At 54.8% G+C, this 25110-nt stretch carries 21 protein-coding genes and 2 pseudogenes; 5 read left to right on the top strand and 18 right to left on the bottom strand.

The features are described 5' to 3' along the window. Positions 1-525: 525 nt before the first annotated feature. Positions 526-688 (top strand): annotated as a pseudogene (locus JFT85_RS02685) (IS5/IS1182 family transposase); the annotation flags it as partial. A 234-nt stretch (positions 689-922) separates the two neighbouring features. Here the strand turns inward: JFT85_RS02685 and JFT85_RS02680 are convergent. From JFT85_RS02680 to JFT85_RS02640, 9 genes are all read right to left on the bottom strand, one after another. Then, positions 923-2173: an MFS transporter gene (locus JFT85_RS02680; protein ID WP_053255890.1), complete on the bottom strand. Its 1251-nt coding sequence runs from the start codon at positions 2171-2173 to the stop codon at positions 923-925. After that, on the bottom strand, positions 2166-3389 hold the full coding sequence (locus JFT85_RS02675; RefSeq protein ID WP_201229122.1) for an ATP-grasp domain-containing protein: 1224 nt from the start codon (positions 3387-3389) through the stop codon (positions 2166-2168). Before JFT85_RS02675 ends, JFT85_RS02680 begins: the two co-directional genes overlap by 8 nt. 72 nt (positions 3390-3461) lie before the next feature. Then, entirely contained in the window at positions 3462-6446 is a 2985-nt protein-coding gene (locus JFT85_RS02670; RefSeq protein WP_201229121.1) for an amino acid adenylation domain-containing protein, read from the bottom strand. Positions 6447-6585: 139 nt separating this feature from the next. After that, positions 6586-7857: an ATP-grasp domain-containing protein gene (locus JFT85_RS02665; RefSeq protein ID WP_053255893.1), complete on the bottom strand. Its 1272-nt coding sequence runs from the start codon at positions 7855-7857 to the stop codon at positions 6586-6588. A gap of 45 nt (positions 7858-7902) precedes the next feature. Then, positions 7903-9225 (bottom strand): diaminopimelate decarboxylase, encoded by a 1323-nt coding sequence (lysA, locus tag JFT85_RS02660; RefSeq protein ID WP_201229120.1) that lies wholly within the window; start codon positions 9223-9225, stop codon positions 7903-7905. A 23-nt stretch (positions 9226-9248) separates the two neighbouring features. Next, positions 9249-9911: an adenylyl-sulfate kinase gene (gene cysC, locus JFT85_RS02655; protein WP_053255895.1), complete on the bottom strand. Its 663-nt coding sequence runs from the start codon at positions 9909-9911 to the stop codon at positions 9249-9251. A gap of 8 nt (positions 9912-9919) precedes the next feature. After that, positions 9920-10678 (bottom strand): sulfotransferase-like domain-containing protein, encoded by a 759-nt coding sequence (locus JFT85_RS02650; RefSeq protein ID WP_141125161.1) that lies wholly within the window; start codon positions 10676-10678, stop codon positions 9920-9922. A gap of 58 nt (positions 10679-10736) precedes the next feature. After that, the gene (locus JFT85_RS02645) at positions 10737-11900 is read right to left on the bottom strand and encodes an argininosuccinate synthase domain-containing protein (RefSeq protein ID WP_201229119.1); all 1164 of its coding nucleotides are present in this window, start codon (positions 11898-11900) and stop codon (positions 10737-10739) included. Between the two features lie 51 nt (positions 11901-11951). Next, positions 11952-12935, bottom strand: a complete 984-nt coding sequence (locus tag JFT85_RS02640) for an aldo/keto reductase (protein WP_053255898.1) — start codon at positions 12933-12935, stop codon at positions 11952-11954. Positions 12936-13126: 191 nt separating this feature from the next. Here JFT85_RS02640 and JFT85_RS02635 point away from each other — a divergent pair, with 191 nt between their 5' ends. Continuing rightward, entirely contained in the window at positions 13127-14050 is a 924-nt protein-coding gene (locus JFT85_RS02635; RefSeq protein WP_053255899.1) for a LysR family transcriptional regulator, read from the top strand. On the opposite strand, the pseudogene JFT85_RS02630 reads toward JFT85_RS02635, so the two are convergent. The 4 genes and pseudogenes from JFT85_RS02630 to JFT85_RS02615 all read right to left on the bottom strand — a co-directional run. Then, positions 14043-14153 (bottom strand): annotated as a pseudogene (locus tag JFT85_RS02630) (IS5/IS1182 family transposase); the annotation flags it as partial. The gene JFT85_RS02635 and the pseudogene JFT85_RS02630 overlap by 8 nt on opposite strands. A 25-nt stretch (positions 14154-14178) precedes the next feature. Then, the gene (locus tag JFT85_RS02625; protein WP_053255900.1) at positions 14179-14424 is read right to left on the bottom strand and encodes a Pathogenicity locus; all 246 of its coding nucleotides are present in this window, start codon (positions 14422-14424) and stop codon (positions 14179-14181) included. A 49-nt stretch (positions 14425-14473) separates the two neighbouring features. Continuing rightward, the gene (locus tag JFT85_RS02620; protein WP_201229118.1) at positions 14474-14728 is read right to left on the bottom strand and encodes a hypothetical protein; all 255 of its coding nucleotides are present in this window, start codon (positions 14726-14728) and stop codon (positions 14474-14476) included. A gap of 12 nt (positions 14729-14740) precedes the next feature. Beyond that, positions 14741-15262, bottom strand: a complete 522-nt coding sequence (locus JFT85_RS02615) for a GNAT family N-acetyltransferase (RefSeq protein ID WP_201229116.1) — start codon at positions 15260-15262, stop codon at positions 14741-14743. Positions 15263-15519: 257 nt separating this feature from the next. On the opposite strand from JFT85_RS02615, the gene JFT85_RS02610 reads away from it, so the two are divergent. The 3 genes from JFT85_RS02610 to JFT85_RS02600 all read left to right on the top strand — a co-directional run bounded on the left by JFT85_RS02610 (position 15520) and on the right by JFT85_RS02600 (position 18208). Beyond that, complete coding sequence (locus JFT85_RS02610; RefSeq protein ID WP_053255903.1) at positions 15520-15984, top strand: hypothetical protein; 465 nt, start codon at positions 15520-15522, stop codon at positions 15982-15984. Between the two features lie 216 nt (positions 15985-16200). Next, the gene (locus tag JFT85_RS02605) at positions 16201-16809 is read left to right on the top strand and encodes a LysE family translocator (RefSeq protein ID WP_053255904.1); all 609 of its coding nucleotides are present in this window, start codon (positions 16201-16203) and stop codon (positions 16807-16809) included. 415 nt (positions 16810-17224) lie between these two features. Continuing rightward, complete coding sequence (locus tag JFT85_RS02600) at positions 17225-18208, top strand: GlxA family transcriptional regulator (protein WP_201230864.1); 984 nt, start codon at positions 17225-17227, stop codon at positions 18206-18208. Here the strand turns inward: JFT85_RS02600 and JFT85_RS02595 are convergent. From JFT85_RS02595 to JFT85_RS02575, 5 genes are all read right to left on the bottom strand, one after another. Beyond that, positions 18183-20129 carry a pepsin-like aspartic protease gene (locus JFT85_RS02595; RefSeq protein WP_201229114.1) on the bottom strand — a complete coding sequence of 649 codons (1947 nt, stop codon included), beginning with the start codon at positions 20127-20129 and terminating at the stop codon, positions 18183-18185. The two genes, JFT85_RS02600 and JFT85_RS02595, sit on opposite strands and share 26 nt — an antisense overlap. A 145-nt stretch (positions 20130-20274) precedes the next feature. Beyond that, a complete protein-coding gene (locus JFT85_RS02590; protein WP_201229112.1) occupies positions 20275-21615 on the bottom strand; it encodes an MFS transporter in 1341 nt (446 codons plus the stop codon). Positions 21616-21635: 20 nt separating this feature from the next. Further along, positions 21636-22457, bottom strand: a complete 822-nt coding sequence (locus tag JFT85_RS02585; RefSeq protein ID WP_201229110.1) for an aspartate/glutamate racemase family protein — start codon at positions 22455-22457, stop codon at positions 21636-21638. A 30-nt stretch (positions 22458-22487) separates the two neighbouring features. Further along, on the bottom strand, positions 22488-23249 hold the full coding sequence (locus JFT85_RS02580; RefSeq protein WP_232005419.1) for a hypothetical protein: 762 nt from the start codon (positions 23247-23249) through the stop codon (positions 22488-22490). A 195-nt stretch (positions 23250-23444) separates the two neighbouring features. Beyond that, positions 23445-25103, bottom strand: coding sequence for a hydantoinase B/oxoprolinase family protein (locus tag JFT85_RS02575; protein ID WP_187601945.1), 1659 nt, complete (start codon positions 25101-25103; stop codon positions 23445-23447). Positions 25104-25110: the final 7 nt, after the last annotated feature.

Here is a 25110-nt window from a genome sequence, read left to right as displayed (position 1 = left end):
AATGTCGGTATCGTGCCAAAGGTAAGGGCGCCCGATAGTATTAAAACGCGGCGGAGTTCTTTTCTCGGTGACCGGCTCCTTTTGGCCGATTTTTGCCGTTTGTGACGGGCAGCAATCGGCCGATTCTGTTGAAAAAGTCGGTTCGCCCAAACAGCCAGGTCATTGACTGGTTAAAACACCTTTTTTGCACACTGCTACGTAAAATCTGAGTCCGTAAGCCTCTGCCGAAAGTAAAGATTTCAATCTCGAACGCATACTTTTCTGCTGCGGAAACCATGGTCGACTTTTTCAACAGAATCGGCCAGAAGCGGCCGTTCAATCTCGAGTTGCTTGCGCTCGACACGGTTTTTCGTAGTGGACCATTAAAAATCTAAACTCGTTTTTCCTCACACCACTTATATTCTCTCAACCGGAACACTGCTACTAAGCTTATTCACAATTGTTGGGACAAGAGACAGCAATCCGTCCTGAGTCAATTTACAATCGGCAGGGTGGGTCAGATTTTCAATCTGCGCCAACAGTCCAGAGCATCAGAATCGCAGGATGACCTGGTCGATTGCCGCCCCGGTCAAGCCGCTACAAAAAGCACGCAAAAAATAGTCTGATCAGGCGCATGCTACGCAAGATCGAATACGCGAAAGCGCAGGTGCGGGCGAAGATTGAGCATCCGTTTCGCGTGATCAAGCGCCCAGTAACTGTCATCCCTACCGCAACCAAAGGGAAGAACCGTGGAATAAGGAAAAGCAAGGTCTGATTTTCGCCGATTTATGATTTTTTGAGCCTCAAGTCGTGAGGGCATCAAAAATCGGTGGGTACTTCAGACCGTCCTTATGTATTTGCAGCGGAATCCAATTAACGCAGTGCAATTATCCGATTTGATAGCGGCCAGTCCAGAGACTAAAGGTTTAGTTTTTTAGACGGTTTAATTAGCGTTGTTGATTTTATCCATCAATAACAAGTGTCTGTCTTTTAATATGTTTTTCCATGTCATTCCCAACGCGGAGCATAAAATAACTACGCTCAATATGAAATAAATCCAACGAACAGACATTATATCTCCCAGGTAACCCACACCGGCGTAAGCAATCAGGCTCACATAAGAGATAAACATCGAAATGGCTGCTTTGACTTTTCCAAACTGCGAGGGCTCTACGCCTGTAGCAATAAGGGTGTCTGAATTGACCCGAATCATGACGACAAATGCGCCTAACAGGAAATAAGCCGCCGCCGCTTGAGGGACACTGTTTGCCGTCAAGAAAACAAACAGCAAAAAGGAAATCGCACCCAGGCCGAACACGCCAAACCACTCAGCGTGTATTTTTTTCACAAGATAGGTCAGTGAAAAACCGCCACAGATGGCACCCATTCCCCACACGGCATCAATTAACCCAAACCCTTGGGCGCCCGCTGAAAGCTCTCTATCAGCGAAAATTGGCAGAAGTGTATTGCACACAGAAAGTGTTACATAAATAAACATCTGCTGGAGCGCCAGCCCAATTACAAAACGTGTGCCAATCGCATAGCGAATCGCGTCATAAAACTCTCTCATGGCGCCGGGCGTGACTAACCTTTCGACTGCATGTTTGATGGCGGGCGTGTGTTTTATCCATAGGGTAAGGACACCAGAGATGGAAAAGGAAATGATGTTAATGATTACCACATATTGCGTGCCGAAAAGCGCAACTAAAAAGCCGCCAATACTTGCTCCAATGAGCAAACCGATTTGCATGCTCATACTGCTCGAAACATTGGCCTCAAGCAGGCGCTCCTTCGGGACAATATCGCGTATCAACGCCCCCACGGCCGGTTGGAAAAAGTGCTCACACAGCGCGATCAGAAAGGTCGCCAGGTAAACTGCTGTGAGCCCCAATACCCCGTAGTACATCGAAACCGCAACGAACAGCAAAATCAGCGCACGCGCAAAATCGGCCACTATGCAAATGGATCGAACGTTCCACCGGTCAACCAGCACCCCAATCCACGGTGAAAACAACAAACCCGGCAATGAAGAAACGATCAACACCCAACCGACTGCCATTGCGGAGCCAGAGGTTGTGTAGATGTACCAAGAAATGGCAACGAAATACATGCCGCTGCCAATGGCGGTTAATATCGACGCGGCTATGTATTTCCTGAATTCGCGGCCGGCAATGAGCGAGAGCAAGCTAAGCATTAAGGCGCTCCACTTCAACCGTGACCTTGGCTAAGGCTCGCATCACATTTTCAATGGCCTGCGGTCCACTGTCCCCGTTCGCAAGAATGTACCCAGCCCTTTCATCTGAGTTCTGAGGGCGTTTGCAGATGTCTCCCGCCTTAACCGTGATATCGCACCTGACGACGCCAGGCGATTGGTGAGCGGTATCCAGCCCTGAAATGCTCGTCACCCGGCCAGTCGGCAACGATAGATACCGAATAGCGGCCCCGTTGGTTTTAGTCATTTGAATGTCTGGGAATGCCCCAGACAAGCCTTGAAGCGTAGCGGTAAACATGTCGACGCCACACGCTAACTCGGTCATTTCAAAAATGCGGTCGCCGCCCGTGCGTGTATGAGACTCGACGATGACGGGCCCCGTTTCCGAAAAGATGATTTCCGAATGAGAGGGACCATACAGGTGACCAATTGAGGTCAGGAAAGAGATGGTCAGCTGTTTAATGGCATCAATTTTTTCAGGGGCAAGTGCCGAGGGCATACTATGCCCGGTCTCTACAAAACCAGGATAGCCGGTTGTGATTTTGTCGGTGACGCCTAGTATCGTGTGCTGACCGTCCCAGGAAATAGCCTCGACGCTGACTTCTGGCCCTTCGATAAACTTTTCCGCGATGATCCCGATGTCAGGAAAGTCGTATTTAATTAAATCGGTGGTCAAAAAATCCTGTTTGATCGCGTTATAGGCTGGCACGACTTCATCTTCTGAAAACAGTTTGTGCACTTGTAGACTCCCCGCACCGTTCACCGGCTTGATGATGATGGGCCATCCGCACTGCTGTGCAAAAGCGATCACCTCTTCAGGGCTGTTAACGGTTGCGAATGGAATCGATGGTATGCCGTTTGCCTTCATGTGCGCGCGCATATGCCCTTTGTCGCGCGTTAATAAAACCGGGCCAATAGGGTTGCCCAAAATGCCCAGCCGTTCCTGAATCAGCGCTGCGTTCAAGAGGCCAAACTCTTGAAAGGAAACGACCGCGTGATAGGCTTCCCGCCGGTGCAGCGTCTCAACCAGGTCGACGACTACTTTTTCGCCCATGGGAGAGGAAATAATTTGATCCGCGATAAGAAAGTCTTCGAAGGTAATATCTTCTTTTTGCTGTACGACGGTCAGATGGAAGCCACACGCCTTGGCTTTTACATAAATTTCTGTCCAACCACCGATCATAATTAAGCGACGCATCACAGGTCTCTCCTGGAAAATACAGATAAATAGTTAAAGCGCGTTTGAATGTTAAAGCCCACGCTTCGCGCGTTAGCTCAGCACACAACATTGGTTGTTTGAACGCTCATCCAGTTCGGCTTTGAACAGGTGAATAAAAGCATCAAAACTATTCAGGTCCGCTGTAAGTAGATGAGCTTGAGGGATATCTGCTGGCAGGCAACGGGGCGCTTTGGTGAATGCCACTTTGTCAGCATTCACGGGCGGTAATATTTGCTGTATCAGCGTCGCTTCGCTTTGACCCGCGTGCGTTAGCATCGACAAAAATTCTGTATAGGAGGCGCAGGCTATATCACGACCCGTTCTCTGCGCGGTATAGCGCACAATGTCGTCAAATTCGACATAGTGTTGGCCAACAACATCAATCAGGGGGGCTCCGCTCTGGAACCGTTCCTGGCTACCCACAAACGTGCACAACCACTCGGCCAACGCATCCGCTGACAATAGGCCAAGGCTGCCGCAGCCCGCAGGTGCCACGCCCATCTGAACGCATTGCTTAAGCAATAAATGAAAAAGGGACTGGCCATTTGAGTAGCCGGTACTCATTGACGGCAGCACATCATCGACACGATAAATCCTGGCATGCAGCCCTTGCTGCTGTGCGGCAACGACGAGGTTGTCTGCCAGGTATTTGGTATACCCGTACCCGGTAACACCCAATGCTGCTGCCTCGATGGCCGAGACAATGCCTTCCGGATCGCGGCCAGACACGGCTGGCAGCTTGGCTGCCAACGATGAAATGTGGTGCAACCTCTTGGCCTTACCTTCATTACAGAATCGGATGAGTTCCTGGGTTCCACCCACATTAGCTGAGAACAATTGAGAGGCATGGAACAGGAAATTGACCGCCGCGCCACAATGAATCACCTCATCAATAGAAGCACATTGATGTTGCCATTCGTCTGGATCCAAGCCCCAACATGGCAAGGCCAAATCACCTAGCACGACAGTAATACGTTGGCGTTGTAATACGCGTGCAGGGAACGCGCTCAGGAACACTTTCTCCAAGCGGCATAGAGCGCTTTCTCTGTTGCTGCCACGTAACAGGACGGTCACGTGCAGGTGGGTGGTGGCTAATAAGTGCGCAAGAATATGAATGCCTACAAAACCACTCGAGCCGGTCAATAAGAGCGTCGAGCTCATTGTCGCTGTCGGCTGGTGATTATTGAATGCGACCCTCGCCAAACTGTCGCTTGGCGTGGCTTCGAACGTTTGCTCACAGCCGCTCATAAAGTCGGCCAGTTGCGACGGCGTTGCGAACTGATAAATGGCGGTCATCGGAACATCGGTTCCAAGATGCTTGCACAATGCCAGTGATAGATTAGCGGCTGCTAGCGAATCTCCACCGCATTCGAAAAAGTCGTCTTCACTCCCTATCTGATTGTTCAGCAGTACGGTGCGATAACACGCAATAATTTTTTCCAGCAGGGTACTGTTGCTACAGGGTTGCAGCGTTTCAGAATGATCGTTTTTCAAGTCATTGATTATACGTTTACGGTCTACCTTCCCATTCGGTGAAATAGGCAGAGTCTTCAAGTGATGCACTAACTGTGGCATGTGTGTCGCTGGCAGATGCCGCGCCAGTTCGCGTCGTACATGCTGTAAATCCAATGCGTGTGGCGCCACGTAGACCAGCGCCAAACTCGCATCGCCCTGCTGAGTGGGCAAGACAAATGCCAGTGCGTCGTTTACGGCGTCGAAGCCGGCCTTGATTGCCGACACTATTTCGTTGAGCTCGATACGCACCCCGCGCACCTTGACTTGGTCGTCAGCTCTGCCGCCATATTCAAGGCAACCATCGGGCCGTATACGGCCAATGTCCCCAGTCAAGTAAACCTTGTCGCCAGGCAGGTCTGAAAAGGGATTACGTATAAAGGATCGTGCGCTCAGTTCCGGGGCATTCAGGTAGCCACCTCCGACGCAAATACCGGCAACAACGATTTCCCCAAAGACGCCATCCGTCACGGGCCTCAACTGGTCGTCGACAATTTTGACATACGTATTATCGATAGGTTGACCGAGTGGAATCTTGTCATTGTCGTGATCGCACACCTCATGAAATACCATCCCGATCGATGCCTCGGTGTGACCATAGGTATTGATGACCGTACAACGTGGGAAAAAGCGCCTAAATGTGTGCACGGATGCAGCGTCAATCTCTTCTCCGCCGATCAAGACATGCCGCAAGCTGTCCAAGCGTTTTGCGGCAAGGGTCCCATTCTCCAGCGCACGAGTTAATAATTTGAAGAGGGTGGGTACGAAATCAGTCATCGTGATGTGATGACGTTCAATCTCTTCTACCAGCGACTCGACATTCCAGTGATCGCGCTGTTTAGGCAATACCGCCACGCCGCCGTTGGTAAGCGGCCACAGCATTTGCCAAATTGATGAGTCGAACAACGGCGCGCTGTTCTGATAGACAGTGTGCCCGCCACCAAATCGCTTGGTCATATAGGTAAAGCGATTCACAAGCCCGGCATGATAATTCAAGGCGCATTTCGGGCGGCCGGTTGATCCCGATGTAAAGAAACCATAGAGCAGGTCGTCTGAGAAACACTGGGCGTGTGTTTCAGCATTTAAGTCAGTCGTGCCGTCGAGTCTTATTTCAAACAGGTTCAGGCCGGCACTTCTTAAGGCCGGCTGTTCTCCATTCGTGATAACCCATGCTGCCTGGCTGGCCTCAACGACTGCGTGTATTCTATTTTCCGGCCATTTGGCATCCACCGGAATAATAATGGCGTTGGTCATCATCACAGACAACCACGCAATGGGTAACTCGACGCCGGTCGGTAACGCACAAAGCACAATATCTTTGTTGCTCACACCGCAGGCGTGCAAACGCTTTGCGTTGGCGCGTGCAGCGGCTATGAGTTCATTATAAGTAAGGAATTGATCACCGCAGGTGACTGCTGTTTTGCTTCCCTGCCTGTGTGCAGCCTTATACACCATCGCCAGTACACTTAGCCTGTCTGGCTGACAGCCACTCAGGGGTGAATGCTCGCGTTGACCAATAATCATCTAATACTCCTGTAAATAGAAATGTATAAACAATCTAAGCGCTATGTGCGTTCGTCAGAGATGCTGTAAGTGGTCAACCGGCAAGCGAGAAAAGGTTGTGGTACTCGCTCAACTCAGCTAGGGCCGAGTGAACCCGGTTTTATACAGGTACGTTCTCATTCAGAGAAAACACTTGGTGTGCACTCTCAAGCCGACGGATCGTTGCGTAATCAGCCTGTAAAACGGCGAGTTCTTCATGGCTCAGGTAAACAACGCCCGGAATCGAAAATAAGTCGATGGTGCGTGTAATCGTGTCGCCCTTTTCGGGCAGGTGGAAATGGCAGGCATAGGAAGAAAGCGAGCGAATCCTCTCGAAGCCGGTTGTATCAACAACGACGCCTTCCTGGTCGGAGATCATCGCTACGCATAGGACATGTTTTGATAAAACGTACTGCTGGCCCAAACGCCGTTTGAACAGGTGAGGGTGGCAATAACGTTCGATCGTCAGCGTGATTTGGCTCTCGCCAAGCGCCTCAATAACCGCTTCTTCAAGCATTGCGCCCTGCAGGCGGGCGCCGGTTTCAATCAACACCGGCCCTTCAGCCGTCATCATGATTTCGGAGTGAGCGGGCCCATTGTGCACACCCAGCGCATCAAGCGCTTTTTTCATATAGCTGACTAAAGCCGCCTGCACCTCGCCCTCATAGGGCAGAAGTTCTTCGCAATCATAAATATTTGAGGCGCCGGCAATCACTTTGCGGCGATCGATCCACATATCAGAAATATAATGCTGCGCGTCGATTGAAACACTATTAATGACGTACTGCGTCCCCTTCAAAAGGGTCTGTGCCAGCACATGGTTATTGTGCCCACCAAAGCGGTTGGCTTTGTTATAGATGGAGTGAAAAGCACTTTCCAGTTCGGCTCGGTCATTGCAGAAAAATACACTGTCATTACCTGCACTGGCTAAGGGCTTCAGCACAATTGGCCAGCCGTGGCCTGAGGCCCATTCAGTCAACGTGTGTAAATTGTCTGTGCGCAGAAAATAAGGTGTGGCTAACCCCGCCTCTTTAAGCGCGCAGGCCATTGCGTATTTATCTCGCCGAACACGCGACGTCTCTGTGGAGTTTCCCTCCACGCCGAGTTCGCCGGCGAGCAGATCCGCAAGTTCAATGCCCGTTTCGGCGCCGGCCAAAACACAAATAGGCTTGATGCCGTTCAACCATCGATTGATTTCGACTAGAGATTCCGCCAAACCGTTAAATACCACGTTGGCGATAAAGTCGTCGGGCCTGAAATCGTTGATATAAAAATCAATGATGGGCGAGGCACTTTGGACGTGCAGGACCGCTACGCCCTCTGCATGAAACTTAGCGGCCAGTTTCGCGCCAGTGGAATACGCATCGACGATTACTGCAATGTTGTGAGTCATGGTCACATTCCAATCTATTTAGAGAGCCGCCGCAGTGCGTCAGCGTCAAGCGTTGTCCAAGCCACATAATTCGTGAGCCACTAAATCTTCGTGAGTTTCACGAGTCCGTATTAACTTGGCATTGATTCCCTCAACCAGGACTTCGGGTGGGCGCCCACGGGAGTTGTATTGGCTGGCCATACTCATGCCATACGCACCACATGAAAAAATCGCCAATACACTGCCATTGTCAAACGCCGGTAATGCTCGACCTAATGCAAAGTGATCGCCGGTCTCACAAATAGGCCCAACAATATCGGTCTCCTCCAAGTGAGTGGCGTCGGACTGCTGAGCGCTGTGGGTTAACGCCGTCCAATGGCCAGAAAAATTTTCAAAATGGGTTGGCCAAATAACATGGTTGGCACCATACAGGGTGGGCCGCAGCAGTACGTTCATGCCCGCATCGACAATAGCGATCTTTCGATCCCAGCCTTGTTTAATGTATTCGACGGTGGTCAGCAAAATACCGGCATTTGCGCTGATCGAACGACCCGGTTCAATGATGAAGCGGATACCGCGCTGTTTCAGCCCTTGCAGACGCTGACAAATAAGTGCTCCCGTTTCAGTTAATGAGCCAACGGGATTGCTTTCGGTCCCGTACTGCGCTGGAAAACCTCCGCCAATGTTGACAAATTCGATCGCACAATCAGTCGCCTTAAGTCGGTTGATCATGTCCTCGATCTTATCGATGGCAGACAAATAGGTCTGAGCTGATGGAATCGGCGATCCAAGGTGAATATGGATCCCAACGACATCGACGCTTGAGTAACGTTTCGGCTCGAACAGTTCGTAGGCGCGTTCCATCGGTATGCCAAATTTTGTCTGGCGGCCGCCTGTTGAGGTTTTCTCAGGGGTGCCAGCATCCGCCACATCCGGATTGATACGAATGGCCACTTTTATACGCTTACCGGCCGTCCTGGCGACCTCATCCAGACGCAGCAGCTCGCCTTCAGACTCCACATTAAAAAGGAAAACGCCAGCTTCAACCGCGTAGCGAATTTCTTCACGCGACTTGCCGACCCCGGCAAACACAATCTTGTCCGCAGTCACTCCCGCCATCAGTGCCCGGTGGAGCTCACCGCCACTGACCACATCCAGCCCTGATCCTTGATCGACCAAGAGCTTAAGGATGCTGAGATTACTGCAGCTTTTAACTGAGAAACAAATCAACGGCGAGAGGGCAGAAAACGCATCTTTCAGCACGGTGTAGTGATTTTTCAAGGTGTGTGCTGAATAGACATACACGGGGCTTCCATGCTGTTCGACTATCTGACGAACATCAAGGTGCTCCACATGTAAATGACCGTCGACAAAATTAAAATAGTCCATCTTGCTTCCTCCAATTGATGAGCTTAACTGCGTGCACTGACCCGCTCGCGGGATAAGCAGTCATCCGTTGATTCCAATAACAACCGACCCGTGCTGTACAAATAGTTGACAATCTTTTCAGCGCAAGCAATTGCGGTTTGAGTGTCCGTATTGATGATGAGTTCGGGATGTACCGGTGGTTCATATGGAGAATCGATGCCGGTAAACTCGGCGACCTGTTTCTCCCTGGCCTTTTTATAGAGCCCTTTTGGATCGCGTGCCTCGCACACATCAAAAGAGGCATTGATAAAGATTTCCACGTAATCACTGTCGCCAATCAGCGCTCTTGCCTGGGCGCGATCATGTCGAAAAGGAGAAATAAATGCGGTCAATACGATTAAGCCCGCGTCAGCAAGCAACTTGCTGACTTCACTCACCCGTCGAATATTTTCACTTCGCCCTTGGTGGGTGAAATCCAGGTCACGGCATAGCCCATGACGTACGTTATCCCCGTCCAACACGTAAGTCAGGTAACCTTTCTGGAATAACAGCGATTCTACCAGACCGGCCACGGTGCTCTTTCCAGCCCCACTCAAGCCGGTAAACCAAAGCACACAAGGTTTTTGTTTCAATCTAGCGCTGCGCATAGATTGTTCCACGGGAAATAATTGCCAGGTCAGGTCACAGGCCACATCAGATATAGGCATTTCGTTCGTTACCCTAGGTCGCCAAGGTGCTTGTTTAGTACAGCCTCCCTTTCACGCTTCAAATACTCATAATGCGGCATATTTTCTAAGTAGAATTCATGCAGTACCGGGTGGTTGTCGACGCGCGTGCTGTATTGCTTTTTGATCGGCGCAATGCCTGTGCTGTTTGCTGCATCCAAATGCCAATGCTGGGTTCGCTCCCACACATCCAAGTGTCCGCTCTGCCACTGGAGAGCAGCGGGCAGGTGTTGCAAGTTAGCATCCCTGCAAAAGTTCGAAATTGCACACTCAGGGCTCAGGATCATGTCGTCCGCATCAACGAACAAGGGCGAATGTATCGACTCCGCCTTCACGGCATCATAGAGTTCAGCCAAGTGTTGGTAGCCCACCTCGCTGCAGGTAAGGTCTGGGTTAATATAGTAGTGTGAGTTAATAACCTTTTCCGGATTGCGCAACATGAACACATGTTGTGCTTCGCGCATATAAGACGTTCCCGTCAGTCGATGACGATAGTCAAACTCACAGGTGTCCTTGATGAACACAGCACGTTGCGCGCGCAATGCCTGTACATAATTGAAAAGCTCGGTTGAATTGTTCAACGTCTGAGTTGAATGATCCGTCTGCGGATGGCTGTATATACCACACGCCGACAGATCGCACAGAGGCTCATGCAAGATAGTGAAGTCACCACGCGCGGCGATCACACGTACAAATGCGGTGGAAAGCGAGCGTGGAGGGGCCCACAAAACAATTAGTCTGTGCTGCATAGTTAACCTTTATTTCAGCAATATGTGCAGGATGCCAGGACAGTCAGCCCCTCATGGCTTAAACGGATTCAGTGATCCACTTTTGCCCGCCATGAGCGAAACGGAATTGCTGTGCGGTAAAGCGCGACTTGGAGTATTCGCGTACGCGGTCAACCATGTAGTTGCCTTTATAAGCGATCACATCGACGGTGCCATTCGCCTGTTCAGTCAATGTGGCTACGTTGGCCAATGCGGCCTGCGTGGCGGGGTCATACAAACGACCTGCATACGATTGACGTGCGATAAAGGGTGACAAAAACCGCAGGACCTCCCACGAGTCCTTGTCGACCGTTGCTTGCAGTAGATGTTTCGCTGCGATGCCGAGCATATCCAGCCCCGGAGATTCGTATAAGCCACGGCCTTTAGTGCCGTTCATTCGGTTTTCCAATACGTTCTTCAAGACCACCCCATTGCGGCCTGCGATCCTGTTGGCTTCAGCGAGTGCCTGGTAGTAACTCACTGACTGACCATTAATCTCAACGGGAATACCTTGCTTAAAGGTGATACTGCAAGTCTCTGGCACGTCGGGCGCATCCATGACCTTGACGCCCATGATCGGGCTGATCATGTCGGGTGAATTTGAGAGCACCTCAACTTCGCGGTTCTCATGCGACACACCGCCGACGTTGGCATCAACGGAGTGATGGGCTTTCGTACGCATCATGGTTTCGTCGGCGTCGGCAACAAAGTCGCCCATGTCTACGCGGGTTCGAAAACGATCTGACGTGGTTGGGTCTTCCCAGGGAGAAAAGGGCGTGATCTCTGGCGCAAACATTTTCAGGTAGTAATTGAAGCGGAATTCATCGTTGCCGCCATGAACGGCGCCGTGGGCCAATACACTGCACTGACGTTCGCGCAATGCATCAACCAGGCCTTTAACAGTTAGGGCTCTGGCGATGCCAGTCGTGTTCCAGTAGCCACCGTCGTACTGCGCCTGGGCACGTACAGCGTGGAGAAAGCTGAGCGCAATGTCTTCCTTCAAATCAATGACATTAACGGCCTGCATCAATTCGATGTTGTCTGCACAAAACTCGTGTGCTTCATCGCCCGGTTGACCAATGTCGACAATGAACTGTTCGACGTCAACGTGCTCCTCTTTCAAACGCTGCGCGATGAATAAGCTGACCAAGCCACCGGAGGCACAGATGCCAACTTTCTTACCTTTCAAGTCCGAGAATTTCACGCGGTAGTCCTTTAGAGAGTTGTTGTTATTAACAGTTTCGCTTCACGCCTGTTACTGCGACCACGCGGTCGGTTCACGGTCCCATCGGTGCTGTCGTAGTAGCGTCATTAACGCAGGCTCTATCTTGCCCTTGTCAGAACACGCCATGTTCGCTTCGACATGTGGAATAGAGCGCATGCCAGGAATAGTCGTTGCGACGTTATCGTTGGACAGAATGAACCTCAGCGCGACGTCCGATAGCTGAGTATCGGCGGGAAGAGCCCGTCTCAAAGACTCGACCCGCGCCACCGTCGCTGCCAGGTTTTCTGGCACGAAATAGCTGCTTCTCCAATCACCGGCAGGCCACGTTGAGTCGATCGTTAAATTCCCCGTCAGAGAGCCTTCGTCGAACGGCACCCTGGCGATGACGGCAATGTCCAGTTCGCGGCATAACGGAAGTAATTCATCGTCAGGCGCTTGATCAAAGACGTTATAAATCACCTGTACCGCGTCGATCATTCCTGTTTTCAGTGTGTCGAGTACGTTGGTGGGTTCCCAGCGATTGACACTGATGCCGATGCCGCGAATCAGGCGTTGCCGTTTGAGGTCATCCACCACGCGTATCCAGGATTCATCATGAGCCCACGCATCTTCCCAGACGTGAAATTGCAGTAAATCCAGGGACGCCAAGCCGAGTGACTGCAAACTTTTCTCGACATATTCTTCAATATGGTCGGGCGGGAAAATCTGGTCTAAACGGTCGCCCCGGTGAGAAGGCCATTCGCGGTTCTTGGGGGGGACTTTAGTGGCTACATATAAGGTTTTGCCTGGGTGGTTTCGTAATGCTTCCCCCAGCATTTTTTCGCTGTGGCCACGACCATAAATCCACGCCGTATCGAAAAAGTTGCAGCCTAGTTGAATCGAATGCTCCAACGCCGCCATGCCGCTGACATCGGATGAGCCGGTCCAACCCCCTTCACCTCCCGCGACCCCCCACATTCCATATCCCACTTCAGAAACATTCCATTCCAGTCGTCCAAATCGCCGGTATTTCATCGCCCGCTCGCTGTAGGGTTATTTTATTCAGGACGCGATAAGCGCACTCATGTAGCGATCATCCTGATCATTAAAGTCTCGAGTACCTGGAAAGTATGCTCAGCAAAAAAACAAAGTAAAAATATCAATTTAGTGGCTGGCTATTCATTTCTGATATGGTATGGCTTGTTCGATTCATCGCGGGTTGGCTCATGAATTTCAGTTTTCGCCATGTGGAAGTATTTTGGGCGGTAATGACGACAGGCAGCGCGACGGGTGCCGCTGAACTTCTGCATACCTCGCAGCCCACCATCAGCCGAGAGCTCAGCCGGTTCGAAACGCTGACTCAGTTGACGTTGTTCAAGCGCGCGGGTGCAAAGTTGATTCCGACTGAGCATGGGCTGATGTTGTTCGATGAAGTTCAACGCAGCTATGTGGGGTTAGCCCGAGTGAAAAATGCCGTCGAGGCCATCAGGCATTTTCGGCAAGGGCAAATTTCGTTGACGTGCATACCGGCTTTCTCGAATGCCTTGTTGCCACAGGTCTGCCAGGATTTCTGCAGTGAATTTCCGGGCGTCAGCATCAATATCACGCCCCAGGAATCGCCCGCCCTCGAGGAGTCGCTGACTGCTCAGCGTTATCACCTGGGGTTGACTGAAACCCTGGAAACACCCCCGGGCACCTACATCGAAACACTCTTGAACCTCGACGTGGTGTGTGTTTTACCGTCTTATCACGAATTAAATGCGAAAACAGTCCTCACACCACAAGACTTCGAGGGGCAAAATTTTGTTTACCTTGCGGCGGATGATCCCTACAGAAGAAAAACGGACGCTATCTTCCACCAGTCAGGCATTGAAAGACGGCTCGCGGTAGAGACACATAGCGCGAGCGCCGTGTGTGCGACCGTTAACCTGGGGGTGGGCGTTGCCATTGTGAATCCGATCACCGCCCTCGACTATGTCGGGCGAGGTTTGCAGATTCGTCGCTTTTCACATTCAATTTCTTACTGTGTCAGTGTCGTACGGCCGTTGCACCGCCCCGAATCGTCTACCGTGGAACATTTTGTTGATTCCCTTCGGAAAAATTGTCAGCAGATAAGTGCCCGGTTAGAGGGTTTAGACAAATTCAAGTGATAAGCCGGCGAGCAAGCATGTGAGCCTCGGCCAGCCACACCCACGCCTCAATCACATCGAGTAGCCGATCATGATGCATGATCAACCGTCTGGCTCGCTCATTTCAGGCATGGGCCCCCCAGGGGCGCTCACGCCTCTTCAGCCTGAGCCCTCGCAAGCGCTATCGCGGCAGTAATCGCCGCGCGGGCCTGAGGGCTGTTCTTCCAGCACGTCGAACCGAGCGCCGCCGATACCTGAGCCAGGATGTCATTCACATCGGATTTCCCGAGCGCGTCGAGTGAGTCGATGCCCATCTGCTCCAACCGTGTGATGACGGTGGGGCCGACACCCTTGAGGGCGAGTAACGCGCGGCTTTCTTGCGGTGAGAACGGCATGCATACATTCCTTTTAGGGTGGCGGATCACCTAAGCGACCGGCCGGTGTTCACGGGGCCTCTGCCCGGACGATACGGTGCACCTTGACCTCTTCTGCGTACACGCCAAGCTTTTGCTGTTGAGCGATCAACTGCGCGCATACTTTCATCAGCGCCACGGCTTCATCCGGCGTTCTGCCGCTTTGCGCCATGGCCGTCAGTTCAACCAGCGACCAGCCGATAACAGCGGTCGCGTCTTCAAGGTCGTAAAACAGTTCCTGCTGAGCGGTTCTGGGCCCATCGAGCCCATGGATCAATGCTTCCATTTGCTTCCCCGTTTATGGCTGCAATTCAAGCGCCATCACCACCATACCGATTTCAGCCAGGTCCGTACTGAACGGAATTTCGCCGATGCGTTGAAACCCAACCGTCTGGTAAAAGCGCTGCGCAGGTGCATTGGTTTTGAGCACGTCCAGCCAAAGCCAGCGTTCCCCGCGCTGGGCGGCTTTATCACGAATGACCTGCAACAGTCGTTTTCCGTAACCCATCCCGGCGGCGGATTTCAGGAAGTAGATTTTCTGCAGCTCTGCACCCACGTCACCGGTTAAAGGCGCGGGGGTTGACCAATTGACCTTGGCAAATCCAACTGCCTTACCGTGTTCGTCTGCAGCCATCAGCCAGAGCTGGCGTTCGGGTAAGTCGAGTGACCGGCCCAGCGCGCTGGCTGAGAAGTCTGGATCGAGGAAACCTTGCAGGCCGGCAGGAGACCATAACGTCGAAAAGTGTTCGCGGTAGGTTTCGCAACCGATCTCACGCAGCGTATCGATATCGGCGTTGGTCGCTTCACGAATGTGGATCATGTGCCTCCCTGTTGATGAGTGTGCAGCCCTTGATAGCGTCCAGCCTAGCCCAAGGGCCTTATCCTGCGAGGCGAAATCCTTGAGCAACTGCGCATCCTCTGATTAGCCTGGTTAAACCGGCGAACGCGCTGCGAAAACCGGCCTGCCGTTGTGAAATGTTGTGAAGCGTGGGGAATGGCTCTTTGCCCATGCTAACGTCCGCGTCGGGGTATCGTCAGCACGACGATTTCATTCGTTCCATTGAGGGAGCAGCGCCGATGTCTACTACCGTAACGCCCGCAGCCGGCGGGCCGAACACTCCAAAGTCCTCACCGTCTACGTTCGATGACAAGTTGAACATTGCCAAGTCCAGCAAGGTGATTGCCGACTACCTGCGCCAGACCGGCAAGTCAGCGATTACCAAGCAGGAACTGACGCAGCTGGCCAACAATGCCTCTGGCAAGGTGCCTACCGATGTATCCGATGCTGCCAAGTACATGGAGCGCCATCCGGATGTGTTCACCGCCATCGAAACTCACGACGTAGCCGGTGCCGATAACCTGTCGGGGGTGTGGAACTTCGATTGGGCCGCCAACGGTGGGTTGAACGGCACGTCGACCGACGCCATCGCCAAAATGCAGGACACGTTTGATTTCGCCATCGCCAAGTCCGCGCAAATCACCGAGATTTCCACCGGTAAAAAAGCCGAGCTGGACTCGACCAAGCAACGGCCACAAAACTGAGCCCCGTGTGTTGTCAGCCAAGATAGACGGTTCCCGGCGCAACCATCGGGAACCGTTTCCAGTCAGGTTGAAACTGCGTCACCCGTGGCAAACCGGATGGGCTCTTGTTGACTAGGGCCAAAGTGTATTCCTCGATCCGCCCCTAGCTGTACGGGGCGGTTGTGACCGCAACCGACTACTGTCGCAGGCATACCATCACCGCTTGGATGCCGCGCCATGTTCATGTCTACCAGCCTACTGTCAGCGTTTGTGCTGTTTGCCTTCGTGTCTTCAATCACCCCCGGGCCCAACAACACGATGTTGCTCGCCTCAGGCGTGAACTTCGGGTTCCGCCGCTCGATGCCCCATGCGTTGGGGATCAGTATTGGTTTCATGCTGTTGGTGATATCGGTCGGCCTGGGCCTGGGTGAGGTGTTCAAACTCTTCCCTTGGGCCTACACCGTACTGCGCTATGTGGGCGCGACGTACTTGCTGTACCTGGCGTGGAAGATTGCGACGTCTGGAGGCATGTCCGACAGCAGCGGTGAGCACGGCAAGCCCATGACCTTTTTAGGCGCAGCCGCCTTTCAATGGGTCAACCCCAAGGCATGGATCATGGCGTTGGGCGCGATCACCACCTACACGCCGGCTGAGGGGTATGTGACCAACGTGCTGGTGATTGCCCTGGTGTTTGCAGTGGTCAACCTGCCCAGCGTGTGCGTATGGGCGGGCTTCGGCACCGGCCTGCGTAACGTGTTGCGCGAGCCACGCTGGATAAGGGTGTTCAATTGGTCGATGGCCGGCTTGCTGGTGTTGTCGTTGTACCCGATGCTGTTTGTCAGTTGATCGGCTGCGTCGATGCCCCCGCAAGCGGCCCGCCCGGTTCCGCGGTTACACCGGCGAGATGGTCGCCAGCAAGCCAATGCCAATGGTCAACACCAAAAAACCGAACAGAAAAATTGCCATCTTGGTCATAAGGCCTCCGAAGGGAAGGGGAGCGACAGGAATGTCGGGATGGCGCCATTGTCCGCTTCGGCGGCATTTCGATACAGGCGCAGATAGAAAAGAAAAAACCGTATCAGATGGTCCGGCAACGCTGCGACTGCGGGGCCGCAAGGCCGGCGGTTTTCTAAAGATCAGCCATTAACCGTCCGGGCAAAGCACCGGGACAGTTTGCGCATTTGCCCCTAAGATAGCGCCCACTGCATCAACAATAAGAGTGGGCCAACCCTCGATGGAAAGACGCCAGTTCAGCGGTGGCATGAAAGGCAAGAACCTGCGCTACCTCAATGAAAACACCCAGCAGCCGCCGCAGGTCACGCGTGTCGGGTTTTTGCTGCTCGAACACTTCTCCCTGCCCGCATTCACCCAGACCCTCGATACACTCATCACCGCCAACCTGCTGCGCCCCGAGCTGTTCGCCACCCGTACGTTTGGTTGCGGCGACGGTGAAGTCATCAGTGACCTGGGCCTGGTGATCCGTCCCGATGCGCGCCTGGCGCTGTCGGTGTTGCCCGACCTGGACTTATTGGTCGTCTGCGGTGGCTTTCGCACCGAGCTCAAAGCGGGCGAAGATTTCATCCAGCTGTTGCGCAGCGCGGCCGAACAGGGTGTGAGCCTCGCCGGTTTGTGGAACGGCTCCTGGTTCCTGGGCCGCGCCGGGCTGCTGCAAGGCTATCGATGCGCCATCCACCCGGAGCATCGCCCGGCACTGGCAGAAGTGTCCAAGGCCGCCCAGGTCACCAGTGAGCCCTACGTGATCGACCGCGACCGACTGACCGCTTCCAGCCCGTCGGGTGCATTCCACATGGCGCTGGACTGGATCAAAGGCGTGCACGGCAAGGCGCTGGTCGAAGGCATCGAAGACATCCTCGCCTTCGAAGAATCGCGCTACCGACGCATCAAACCGACGGAAAATGTCTGCGTCAGCGCACCGCTGCGCGAAGTGGTCAAGTTGATGGACGCCAACCTCGAAGAACCGCTGGAGCTCGATCAACTGGCCGTCTACGCCGGCCGCTCGCGCCGCCAGCTTGAGCGGCTGTTCAAAGAGCAACTGGGCACCACACCGCAACGCTATTACATGGAGTTACGTGTAACCGAGGCGCGGCGCCTGTTGCAGCACACCGAACTGTCGCAAGTGGACGTGCTGGTGGCGTGCGGGTTTGTCTCACCGAGTCATTTCAGCAAGTGCTATAGCGCGTATTTCGGGTACAGACCGTCTAAGGAAAAGAGACTGGTGAAGTAGCGCGGATGAAATTCAACGAGGAAATTTTCGTTGCGAGGTAGGCCTGTGCGGGCGGGACTGGCGAGCTTGCCAGTACCAGCAGATTCAACGTTTGCTGCACAAAATCCAAAGTGCCGCAGAGTGTCGAGACGGCACCGTCCTGCGTAGTTGTTACGGTCAAACTAACGGATTGCAACGCGAGCTTGCTGGTGACGGCGTTGATGTCGGTAAAGCCGGTGAGTTCGACAGCGGTGTCGTTTGTGGTTAGAAAGCCTCGAACCATCCCGAATCGATGTTGGCTGTCAGCCTCAACCGTCAATGACAGGATCGTTTGATCAAGGGCGACCCATTGGCCGGCTAACGCGTTCTCGACCGGCATCACTTCGATAGGCTCACAGGATGTGGCTGGGGGGTGTTCTGCCACTCGGCGATACACCAGCTTGTCGAGGTAGTTTCCCCGGCTCGCAAGGTCAGGAAAGTCACCGGATGCGACCAGCAGGTGCGACAGTGTCAGCACATCACCTCTGTCGTCAGTACTCAACTGCCCGCTCAATCCCGAGACCCAGTTCCAACTGGGGTCGCTCGTTTCGTCGCCAAGGTCGTGCCACTCAATGGCCAATGCCAACGGCTGGTTTTTAATGCGTGTGGCACCTGCTCCCGCTGTAAATCCGCGGATGGCATAGCGGCCAGTTGAGCCGGTTGAAGATTGGTAAGAGCCGCAAACTTGCCGGTCCGAGACGTTCAGGCTCATCAGTGAGCCGTAGTCGTTCTGCCAGGTGCCTGCGACCGAGACAGTTTCACTGGCAACCCTGAGCAGGGTGGTCTTGCCGTCGAGCACCGTTCGTTCGCCGGGGGCGAAGCGCCGCGAAGAAGATTGGGTAATGATTTGCGGGCTATCCGGGCGATTGAATAGCCAGACGCCCACCGGTGACAGGGAGTAAACCGTGTTCGAGCATTGCACCACCTGGTATTCATACACCGTGTAGCAATGCTCCATGACCACCGACCCCACCAGCACGAGATCGGTCAGGCCGAGTGCATTGAACTGTGGCAGCACCTGGCCTTTTTGCGGACCTTCGTCGATCAGGCAGTTGTAGAGATTGGCTCCCAAGGTGAGTTCGCCGTCGGCAAATCCCAACACAACGTCAGGTTCGCCTCCCTGGGCAATACGGGCCAGTGTCTGGCGCATCAATGTATCGTCGCCCTTGAACCGCGAAGAACCGGAATCGATCGCGAACTTGATATCGGCGGCCAACTGTTCTGTGCCGACGGTATAAGACTTGAGTTCGGTCGACCAGATGTATTCAACCCCGGGCAAGGCGGTGTAGGCGGACCAGGGTAAAAACAGGCGTGGGCCCTGAGTCTTTAACGGGTCAACCGCGCCCATTTGGCAGGTGCCATTGCGCTCATGACGGTTCCAGTCAAACGCCACAAACGGGTAGGCCGGGGACAGTTGCCCCTCACGCATCAATGACTGGAGCACAAACGAGTTGCGACTTTCTACGTACGCACTGCTACAAGGCAGGCCCAGTGCGCCGTCCCAGTCGAGCTGTTTGAATTGCTCACCCGCATAGTTCGCGGCTACAAACAGCTGGGTATCCAAGCGAGCGCCGGCTGGCGTGGCCAATACGTCTGAAGCCGTCTCGACCTGCATCGTGCCCCATGGGCCAAAGCTGTAAGGCCGACGCAGGCAATCGGTAAAACGGAAGGTGCTGGACGCTGCAACGTCAAAACGGCCATCCGCGAAATGGACACATTGATCATGCGGGCAGAGCGTCGATGTGACCCAATTGATATTAGTGCCTGAGTCGATCGCGAACTTCAGCCTTTGCCCTGGCGTGCCAAGATTGAGCGTGCAGTACCACGGCGAGGCGCCGTTGTTTTGAAAAGGCCCGCGCTGCATGGGGAAAACCAAACGGTCTGGTGGTGGATTGCTGTCCATGGGAACTCCGTTTCCAAGGGTGATCCGGGGCTCCCGACCGATATCGGGAGCCGTTTAAGGCGCCTATTCAATCTGCTATTCCAGCCCGTGAATGCCAGTAGCGTGCGCTTGGATCAGTCGGATTCGACGGTGAAGCCAGGGGGCTTTAACGCAATGCCTCGCCTTCCGTTTCGGGAATCAACGCGGCGAGCAACATCGTGACCAGCAGGAACGCATTGATGATGGTGGCGGTCAGGTTGAACGAGGAGCCATAGGCGATCAGTGCACCGATCAGCGAGGGTGCCAGCACGTTCGCCACGCGCTGGGCGAAGATGGCACAGCCATAGCCCGCTGTGCGCAGGGCCGTCGGGTACAGTTCGCCAATCCAGGTACCCCATACACCCCAGGCACCGAGGCTGAAAAAGGCCAGGGCGAAGTTGCTCAGGTAGAGCATTTCCAGGCTATGGGCGTTGGCGAATCCGTACCCGGCGAGCACCGCTGCGCCAATGAAACTCAGGATGACTTTTTTACGCCCCAGCCGCGCGGTCAAATAAGCCGCCGCCATGTACCCCGGAATCATGCACAGCGCCGACAGCGCAATAAAACCGTAGCTTTGCGGCAGGCTCAGGCCGCGTTGCTGGAGCAGCGTCGGCAGCCATGTTTGCAGGCCCCAGTAACCCCACGAAAATGTAAAGTTAACGGTTATTTGCAGCAGGCTGACCTTGAGCAGTGCGCCCGTGAACATGTCGCGTTGACGCCCGGATGTTGTCCGATCGACCTGCAGCTCGCACCCCTCGGGTATAAGCATCGAGCCTTGGCTCAATGTATAAATTGTTGCCTTGGCATCTTCCTGGCGCCCGACTGACGCCAGCCAGTAAGGCGACTCTGGTACCCAGCGCGCTACGGCAATCGCCCATAACCCGCCCAGCGAACTCAAGACGATAACGGCGCGCCAACCATATGGCATCAGCCATACCGTGGCGCCCAGGGCCAATAACATTCCGATCGGCCAGCCCGAGGCGAGATACACCGTCAACGCGCCGCGATGGCGTACCGGCAGCAGCTCCTGAAAATGCGCAAATGTCACCACTATCATGCCCACGGCCGCAACTCCGGAGAGCAATCGCAGGGCATACAAGCTCGAATAGTCCGGTGCAAACGCGCTGGCCAACGAGATCACCCCATAGCTGCCAAGGCTCCAGATAATCGCGCGTTTGCGACCGATGTGTTCGGCCAGCTTGCCCCAGGCCAACGCCCCCAGCAGCATGCCGATGAACATCGCGCCGATCAGATGGCCCAGTGCGAGTGCATCCAGGGAAAAATCCGCAGCAATCAGCGGCGCGGTGTAGACGATGATCATCATCTCCCACGCTTCAATCGCAAATACCAGGAACAACACCAGGCAACACCGCAGGTGGTTACGGGTTAGCGGAACGTCTCTGAACACATCACCCACGTTGCGATTGAGCGCCGCTGTAGTGTGTGGCGTCGAGGGAATCTCACTCATAGTGGCTATCCTTTTTGTGGTCAGGCTTTGACGCGATTGCCGATGGGGGCGGGGCCCTGGAACAAGCCGAATCGTTTGATTTCGGCCTCGGGTGGCGGCTCACAGCTGCCCACGCGGCTCGGGCGCCAGCCAAACCTGCGTTTCATTCCGGCCATGGCTTCGGCCACTTTGAATGCCGCCACTACCGGGTCAATCACCGGTACGCCGACCTCCCGCTGCACCTCCTCAAAAAAGCCGAATTCGATGGTGCAGCCCAGGATAATGGCCTCGGCGCCGTCATCTTCGACGGCGCGCCGGGCTTGTTCGATGATCTTGCGGCGCGTCACCGCGTGGTCGAGCTGGAACTCATCCACGCCCATGCCCAGCGGTCGCATGGACGCCAATCTGTCGCCGGCACCGTAGCTTTGGACGAGGCTGCGCATCTGCTCAATCCATTTGGTACGCCCGACAATGATCGAGTACCGATTCGCCAGGTGCGCCGCCACTTGCAGGCTGGCCTGGCAGGGCCCCACGACCAGGGTCTTACCGGACAGTTCGCGGGCATCGGCCAATGCCGGGTCGTAAAAGCAGCCCAGCACCAATGCATCCACGCCCGACTGTGCACAATCGCGGGCAACGCGCACGGTGCGTTCATAGGTGAGAGCCTCGTAGGCGCGGTATTCCAGGTGGGTGGGGCTTGAGGCCATGTCGAACGACACGACCTCAACTTCGGTGGAGGGTTGTTTGATGCTGTGCAGCAGCTCGGCGATAGGCGCGTCGAAGGTCGGGCACCCGATGGGGTTGAGCCAGCGTACGATGACCGGCATGTCGTGGGGCGCAAGAGTGGGGGGAGTGCTGTCCATACGGTATTCCTCATAGGCGAGTGAGTGGCGCTAGAAAAATTTAACCAGCGCCATGGTCAAGCTATTGGAATGGGGCAGGTTGTCGCTGTGGTAGTAATCGACGTTCAGGTTGGTCGACAGGAAGAAGCCCTGTTTGCTGAAACCTGTGTAGGTCATCGCCGGGCCGATTTTGCCTTGGCGCGATTCCTTGAAGTCCGAGGCCGTACGGTTGTTGATGTGATAGGCGTGATGCACACCGAGCCATAAGTCGTCGGTCACCAGATACCCGGCCGCAACGTTTGCGAACCACCAGCTGACACCCCCTTGAAGCCGCGTGGGGGCACCGTCGCCAAGGTCGGTAGCGTGACGATTGCGCGCGGCGTAATGGATGCCGACCGGCGTGAATGTGGCAGCGAAACGCCCTACACGCAGGTAGTTGGCGACGCTGAAGCTGGCACCGTAGCGGTTGGCGAAGGCGCCATATCCCGTGCCTTCATCGTTGCCGTTGGGAAACTCCAGCGAAAGGGTTGGGTTGACCCAGAACGTGGTGAAGTCGTCGGAGCCATACGGGCTGGTGGGTTCTAGCACGTTGTAGTAATAGGCCAGGCCCAGGTTGGGGGAGGCGACGCCCCACGAACCATTACTGCGTGTGCCATTAGCGCCGGTGTAACCCGCATCGGCGCCTACCCAGAACTGCACCTGATCGCGCTGCGTTCCGGTCAAGCCGGTTTCGGAGAAGTACGCCAGGACCGTATTACTGCCCGCTCGCACGTCGCCATCCTTGGTGCGATTGAACACGGGGAAAGATTCCAATGCCCACTTTCCGGGTATTCCCGGCTGGGCGAATCCAATGAACTGATCGCCCTGTGCCGAGGGTGTGAATCCCAAAATTAGGGCAAGCGCGGGCGCTACCCATAAACGCGATGAGTGTTGCGGTTTCATGGTTGTGCTCTCTTTTTTGTTGTTGTTTTCAAGCCGCGCGTCAGGTGGGTTCGAGGCGCCCCGGGGCTAAAGTGTCAGGCCGTAAACCGAGCGGGCGGTCGCAGCGTCGATATAGCCATTTTTCAGGTCCTCGCGAACGGCGTGCGGGTCGCGCCGGCTGGCAGGGCCATACCCGCCGCCTGCGCCGGTGCGAACTCTGACCAGGTCTCCGGCATTCAATGCAATGCCGCTGGCCATGCAGTAACGCTCGTGTTGACCGTCTTTGCGGATGACTTCGACATAATTGGGCGTGCCTTCGCCACCTTGGTCCAGGCCCCAGGGCGGGATGACCGAACGGGTGTAGCCGCAGGTCATGAAGCTGTCATCGGCACGAATCCGGTAGTCAATGCACACGCCGCGGCCACCGCGGAACTGGCCGTGCCCGCCGGGTTCGTCATTCAGCGCCATGCGCTCTACATACAGCCCATAACGCGCCTCACAGACTTCAACGGGGCAGTTGTAGGTCTCACCATGCAAACCGGAGTAAACCGCATTGTTGCCATCGCGCCCGGGTTCTGCGCCCCAGCCACCGATTTCCGGCTCCACCAGGGTAAACACGCGGCCGGTGTCCGGGTGCACGCCGCCGATGATTGTGGCGCACACGGAAGCGAAATTGCCGGCGGGCAAACGATCGGGAAACTGCTGGGCCAGACAGCACAGGATCAGGTCGTGCACCCGAATCAGGTTCTCGAAGTAAAAGCCCTCTGCGGCAGGCGGCATGGCGTCGAATAACGAGCCTGGGCGAGTCAGTACCCGCAGGGGTCGAAAAGTACCGCCATTGGTGATGCCTTGCGGCGTGGTCAAGGCCTTGAACGCCATTTGTGCGGCGACCACCGCGCCGTCGCGACTCAGGTTGGTCGGCCCCAGGCACTGGTCCGGGTTGTCCCGCAGGTCGATCACCAACTCAGTGCTGCGGATATCAATCCGAACCTTGAACAGGCTGCCGTCGTCTTGCAGCTCTTCAAGGTTCAGTTGCCCGGCAGGCAATGTTGCCAGGGCTTTGAGCGACATCTTTTCGCCCAAATCCATGAAGTCTTTCATCGCCAGCAAAAACAGCACGGTGCCGTATTTTTCGGTGAGCTCGCGCAGCCGTGCGGCGCCACCGCGTACGGCGGCGACCCCGGCCCAAAGGTCACCTTCCATGAAGTCCGGCATACGGGTGTTGGCCCGCAATATCTGCAACACCGAACGGATTGGTTGGCCCTTGCTGATCAGCTTTACCGAGCCCAGGCGCAGGCCCTCCTGAAAGATATCCGTGGCATCCGTCGATAACGACCCAGGTACTCGGCCGCCCACATCGTTCCAGTGCGCAATGTTCGCGGTCCAGGCAACCAGTAGGCCGTCGGCAAACACCGGCATGGCCAATACCACGTCGTTCAGATGAGTCACTGCACCATCGTGAGGGTCGTTGCTGATGAACACATCACCCTCTTCAATATCCTGCGGCAACGGATGATGCTGGCGAATTTTTTTCACGGCTTTGTCCAGCACGCCGACAAAGGCTGGAATGCCTGCGCCGGAACTGGCGATCTCACCGTGCGCGTCGGTGATGCCTGTGCCCATGTCCAGCACTTCGTAGATCACCGGGCTCATGGCAGCCTTGCGCATGGCGGTGAACATCTCGTCGGCAATCGCCTGAAGCGAGTTCTGGATGATGTCGCGCGTAAAGATATCGAGGGTGTGCATGGTGAAT

Source organism: Pseudomonas sp. TH04 (assembly GCF_016651355.1).
Classification (GTDB): domain Bacteria; phylum Pseudomonadota; class Gammaproteobacteria; order Pseudomonadales; family Pseudomonadaceae; genus Aquipseudomonas; species Aquipseudomonas fluorescens.
Note: the sequence above shows the minus strand (reverse complement) of the source record. Positions and strands in the feature narration are given on the sequence as shown.

Bases quoted from the DNA above. Each gene is read 5' to 3' on its own strand.
- JFT85_RS02680 (WP_053255890.1), bottom strand. From the start codon at position 2,173: ATGCTTAGCTTGCTCTCGCTCATTGCCGGCCGCGAATTCAGGAAATAC.
- JFT85_RS02575 (WP_187601945.1), bottom strand. From the start codon at position 25,103: ATGCACACCCTCGATATCTTTACGCGCGACATCATCCAGAACTCGCTT.
- JFT85_RS02590 (WP_201229112.1), bottom strand. From the start codon at position 21,615: ATGAGTGAGATTCCCTCGACGCCACACACTACAGCGGCGCTCAATCGC.
- JFT85_RS02610 (WP_053255903.1), top strand. From the start codon at position 15,520: ATGTCTACTACCGTAACGCCCGCAGCCGGCGGGCCGAACACTCCAAAG.
- JFT85_RS02615 (WP_201229116.1), bottom strand. From the start codon at position 15,262: ATGATCCACATTCGTGAAGCGACCAACGCCGATATCGATACGCTGCGT.
- JFT85_RS02650 (WP_141125161.1), bottom strand. From the start codon at position 10,678: ATGCAGCACAGACTAATTGTTTTGTGGGCCCCTCCACGCTCGCTTTCC.
- JFT85_RS02625 (WP_053255900.1), bottom strand. From the start codon at position 14,424: ATGCCGTTCTCACCGCAAGAAAGCCGCGCGTTACTCGCCCTCAAGGGT.
- JFT85_RS02605 (WP_053255904.1), top strand. From the start codon at position 16,201: ATGTTCATGTCTACCAGCCTACTGTCAGCGTTTGTGCTGTTTGCCTTC.
- cysC (WP_053255895.1), bottom strand. From the start codon at position 9,911: ATGCCTATATCTGATGTGGCCTGTGACCTGACCTGGCAATTATTTCCC.
- JFT85_RS02600 (WP_201230864.1), top strand. From the start codon at position 17,225: ATGAAAGGCAAGAACCTGCGCTACCTCAATGAAAACACCCAGCAGCCG.
- JFT85_RS02640 (WP_053255898.1), bottom strand. From the start codon at position 12,935: ATGAAATACCGGCGATTTGGACGACTGGAATGGAATGTTTCTGAAGTG.
- JFT85_RS02585 (WP_201229110.1), bottom strand. From the start codon at position 22,457: ATGGACAGCACTCCCCCCACTCTTGCGCCCCACGACATGCCGGTCATC.
- JFT85_RS02670 (WP_201229121.1), bottom strand. From the start codon at position 6,446: ATGATTATTGGTCAACGCGAGCATTCACCCCTGAGTGGCTGTCAGCCA.
- JFT85_RS02675 (WP_201229122.1), bottom strand. From the start codon at position 3,389: ATGCGTCGCTTAATTATGATCGGTGGTTGGACAGAAATTTATGTAAAA.
- lysA (WP_201229120.1), bottom strand. From the start codon at position 9,225: ATGGACTATTTTAATTTTGTCGACGGTCATTTACATGTGGAGCACCTT.
- JFT85_RS02620 (WP_201229118.1), bottom strand. From the start codon at position 14,728: ATGGAAGCATTGATCCATGGGCTCGATGGGCCCAGAACCGCTCAGCAG.
- JFT85_RS02665 (WP_053255893.1), bottom strand. From the start codon at position 7,857: ATGACTCACAACATTGCAGTAATCGTCGATGCGTATTCCACTGGCGCG.
- JFT85_RS02595 (WP_201229114.1), bottom strand. From the start codon at position 20,129: ATGGACAGCAATCCACCACCAGACCGTTTGGTTTTCCCCATGCAGCGC.
- JFT85_RS02635 (WP_053255899.1), top strand. From the start codon at position 13,127: ATGAATTTCAGTTTTCGCCATGTGGAAGTATTTTGGGCGGTAATGACG.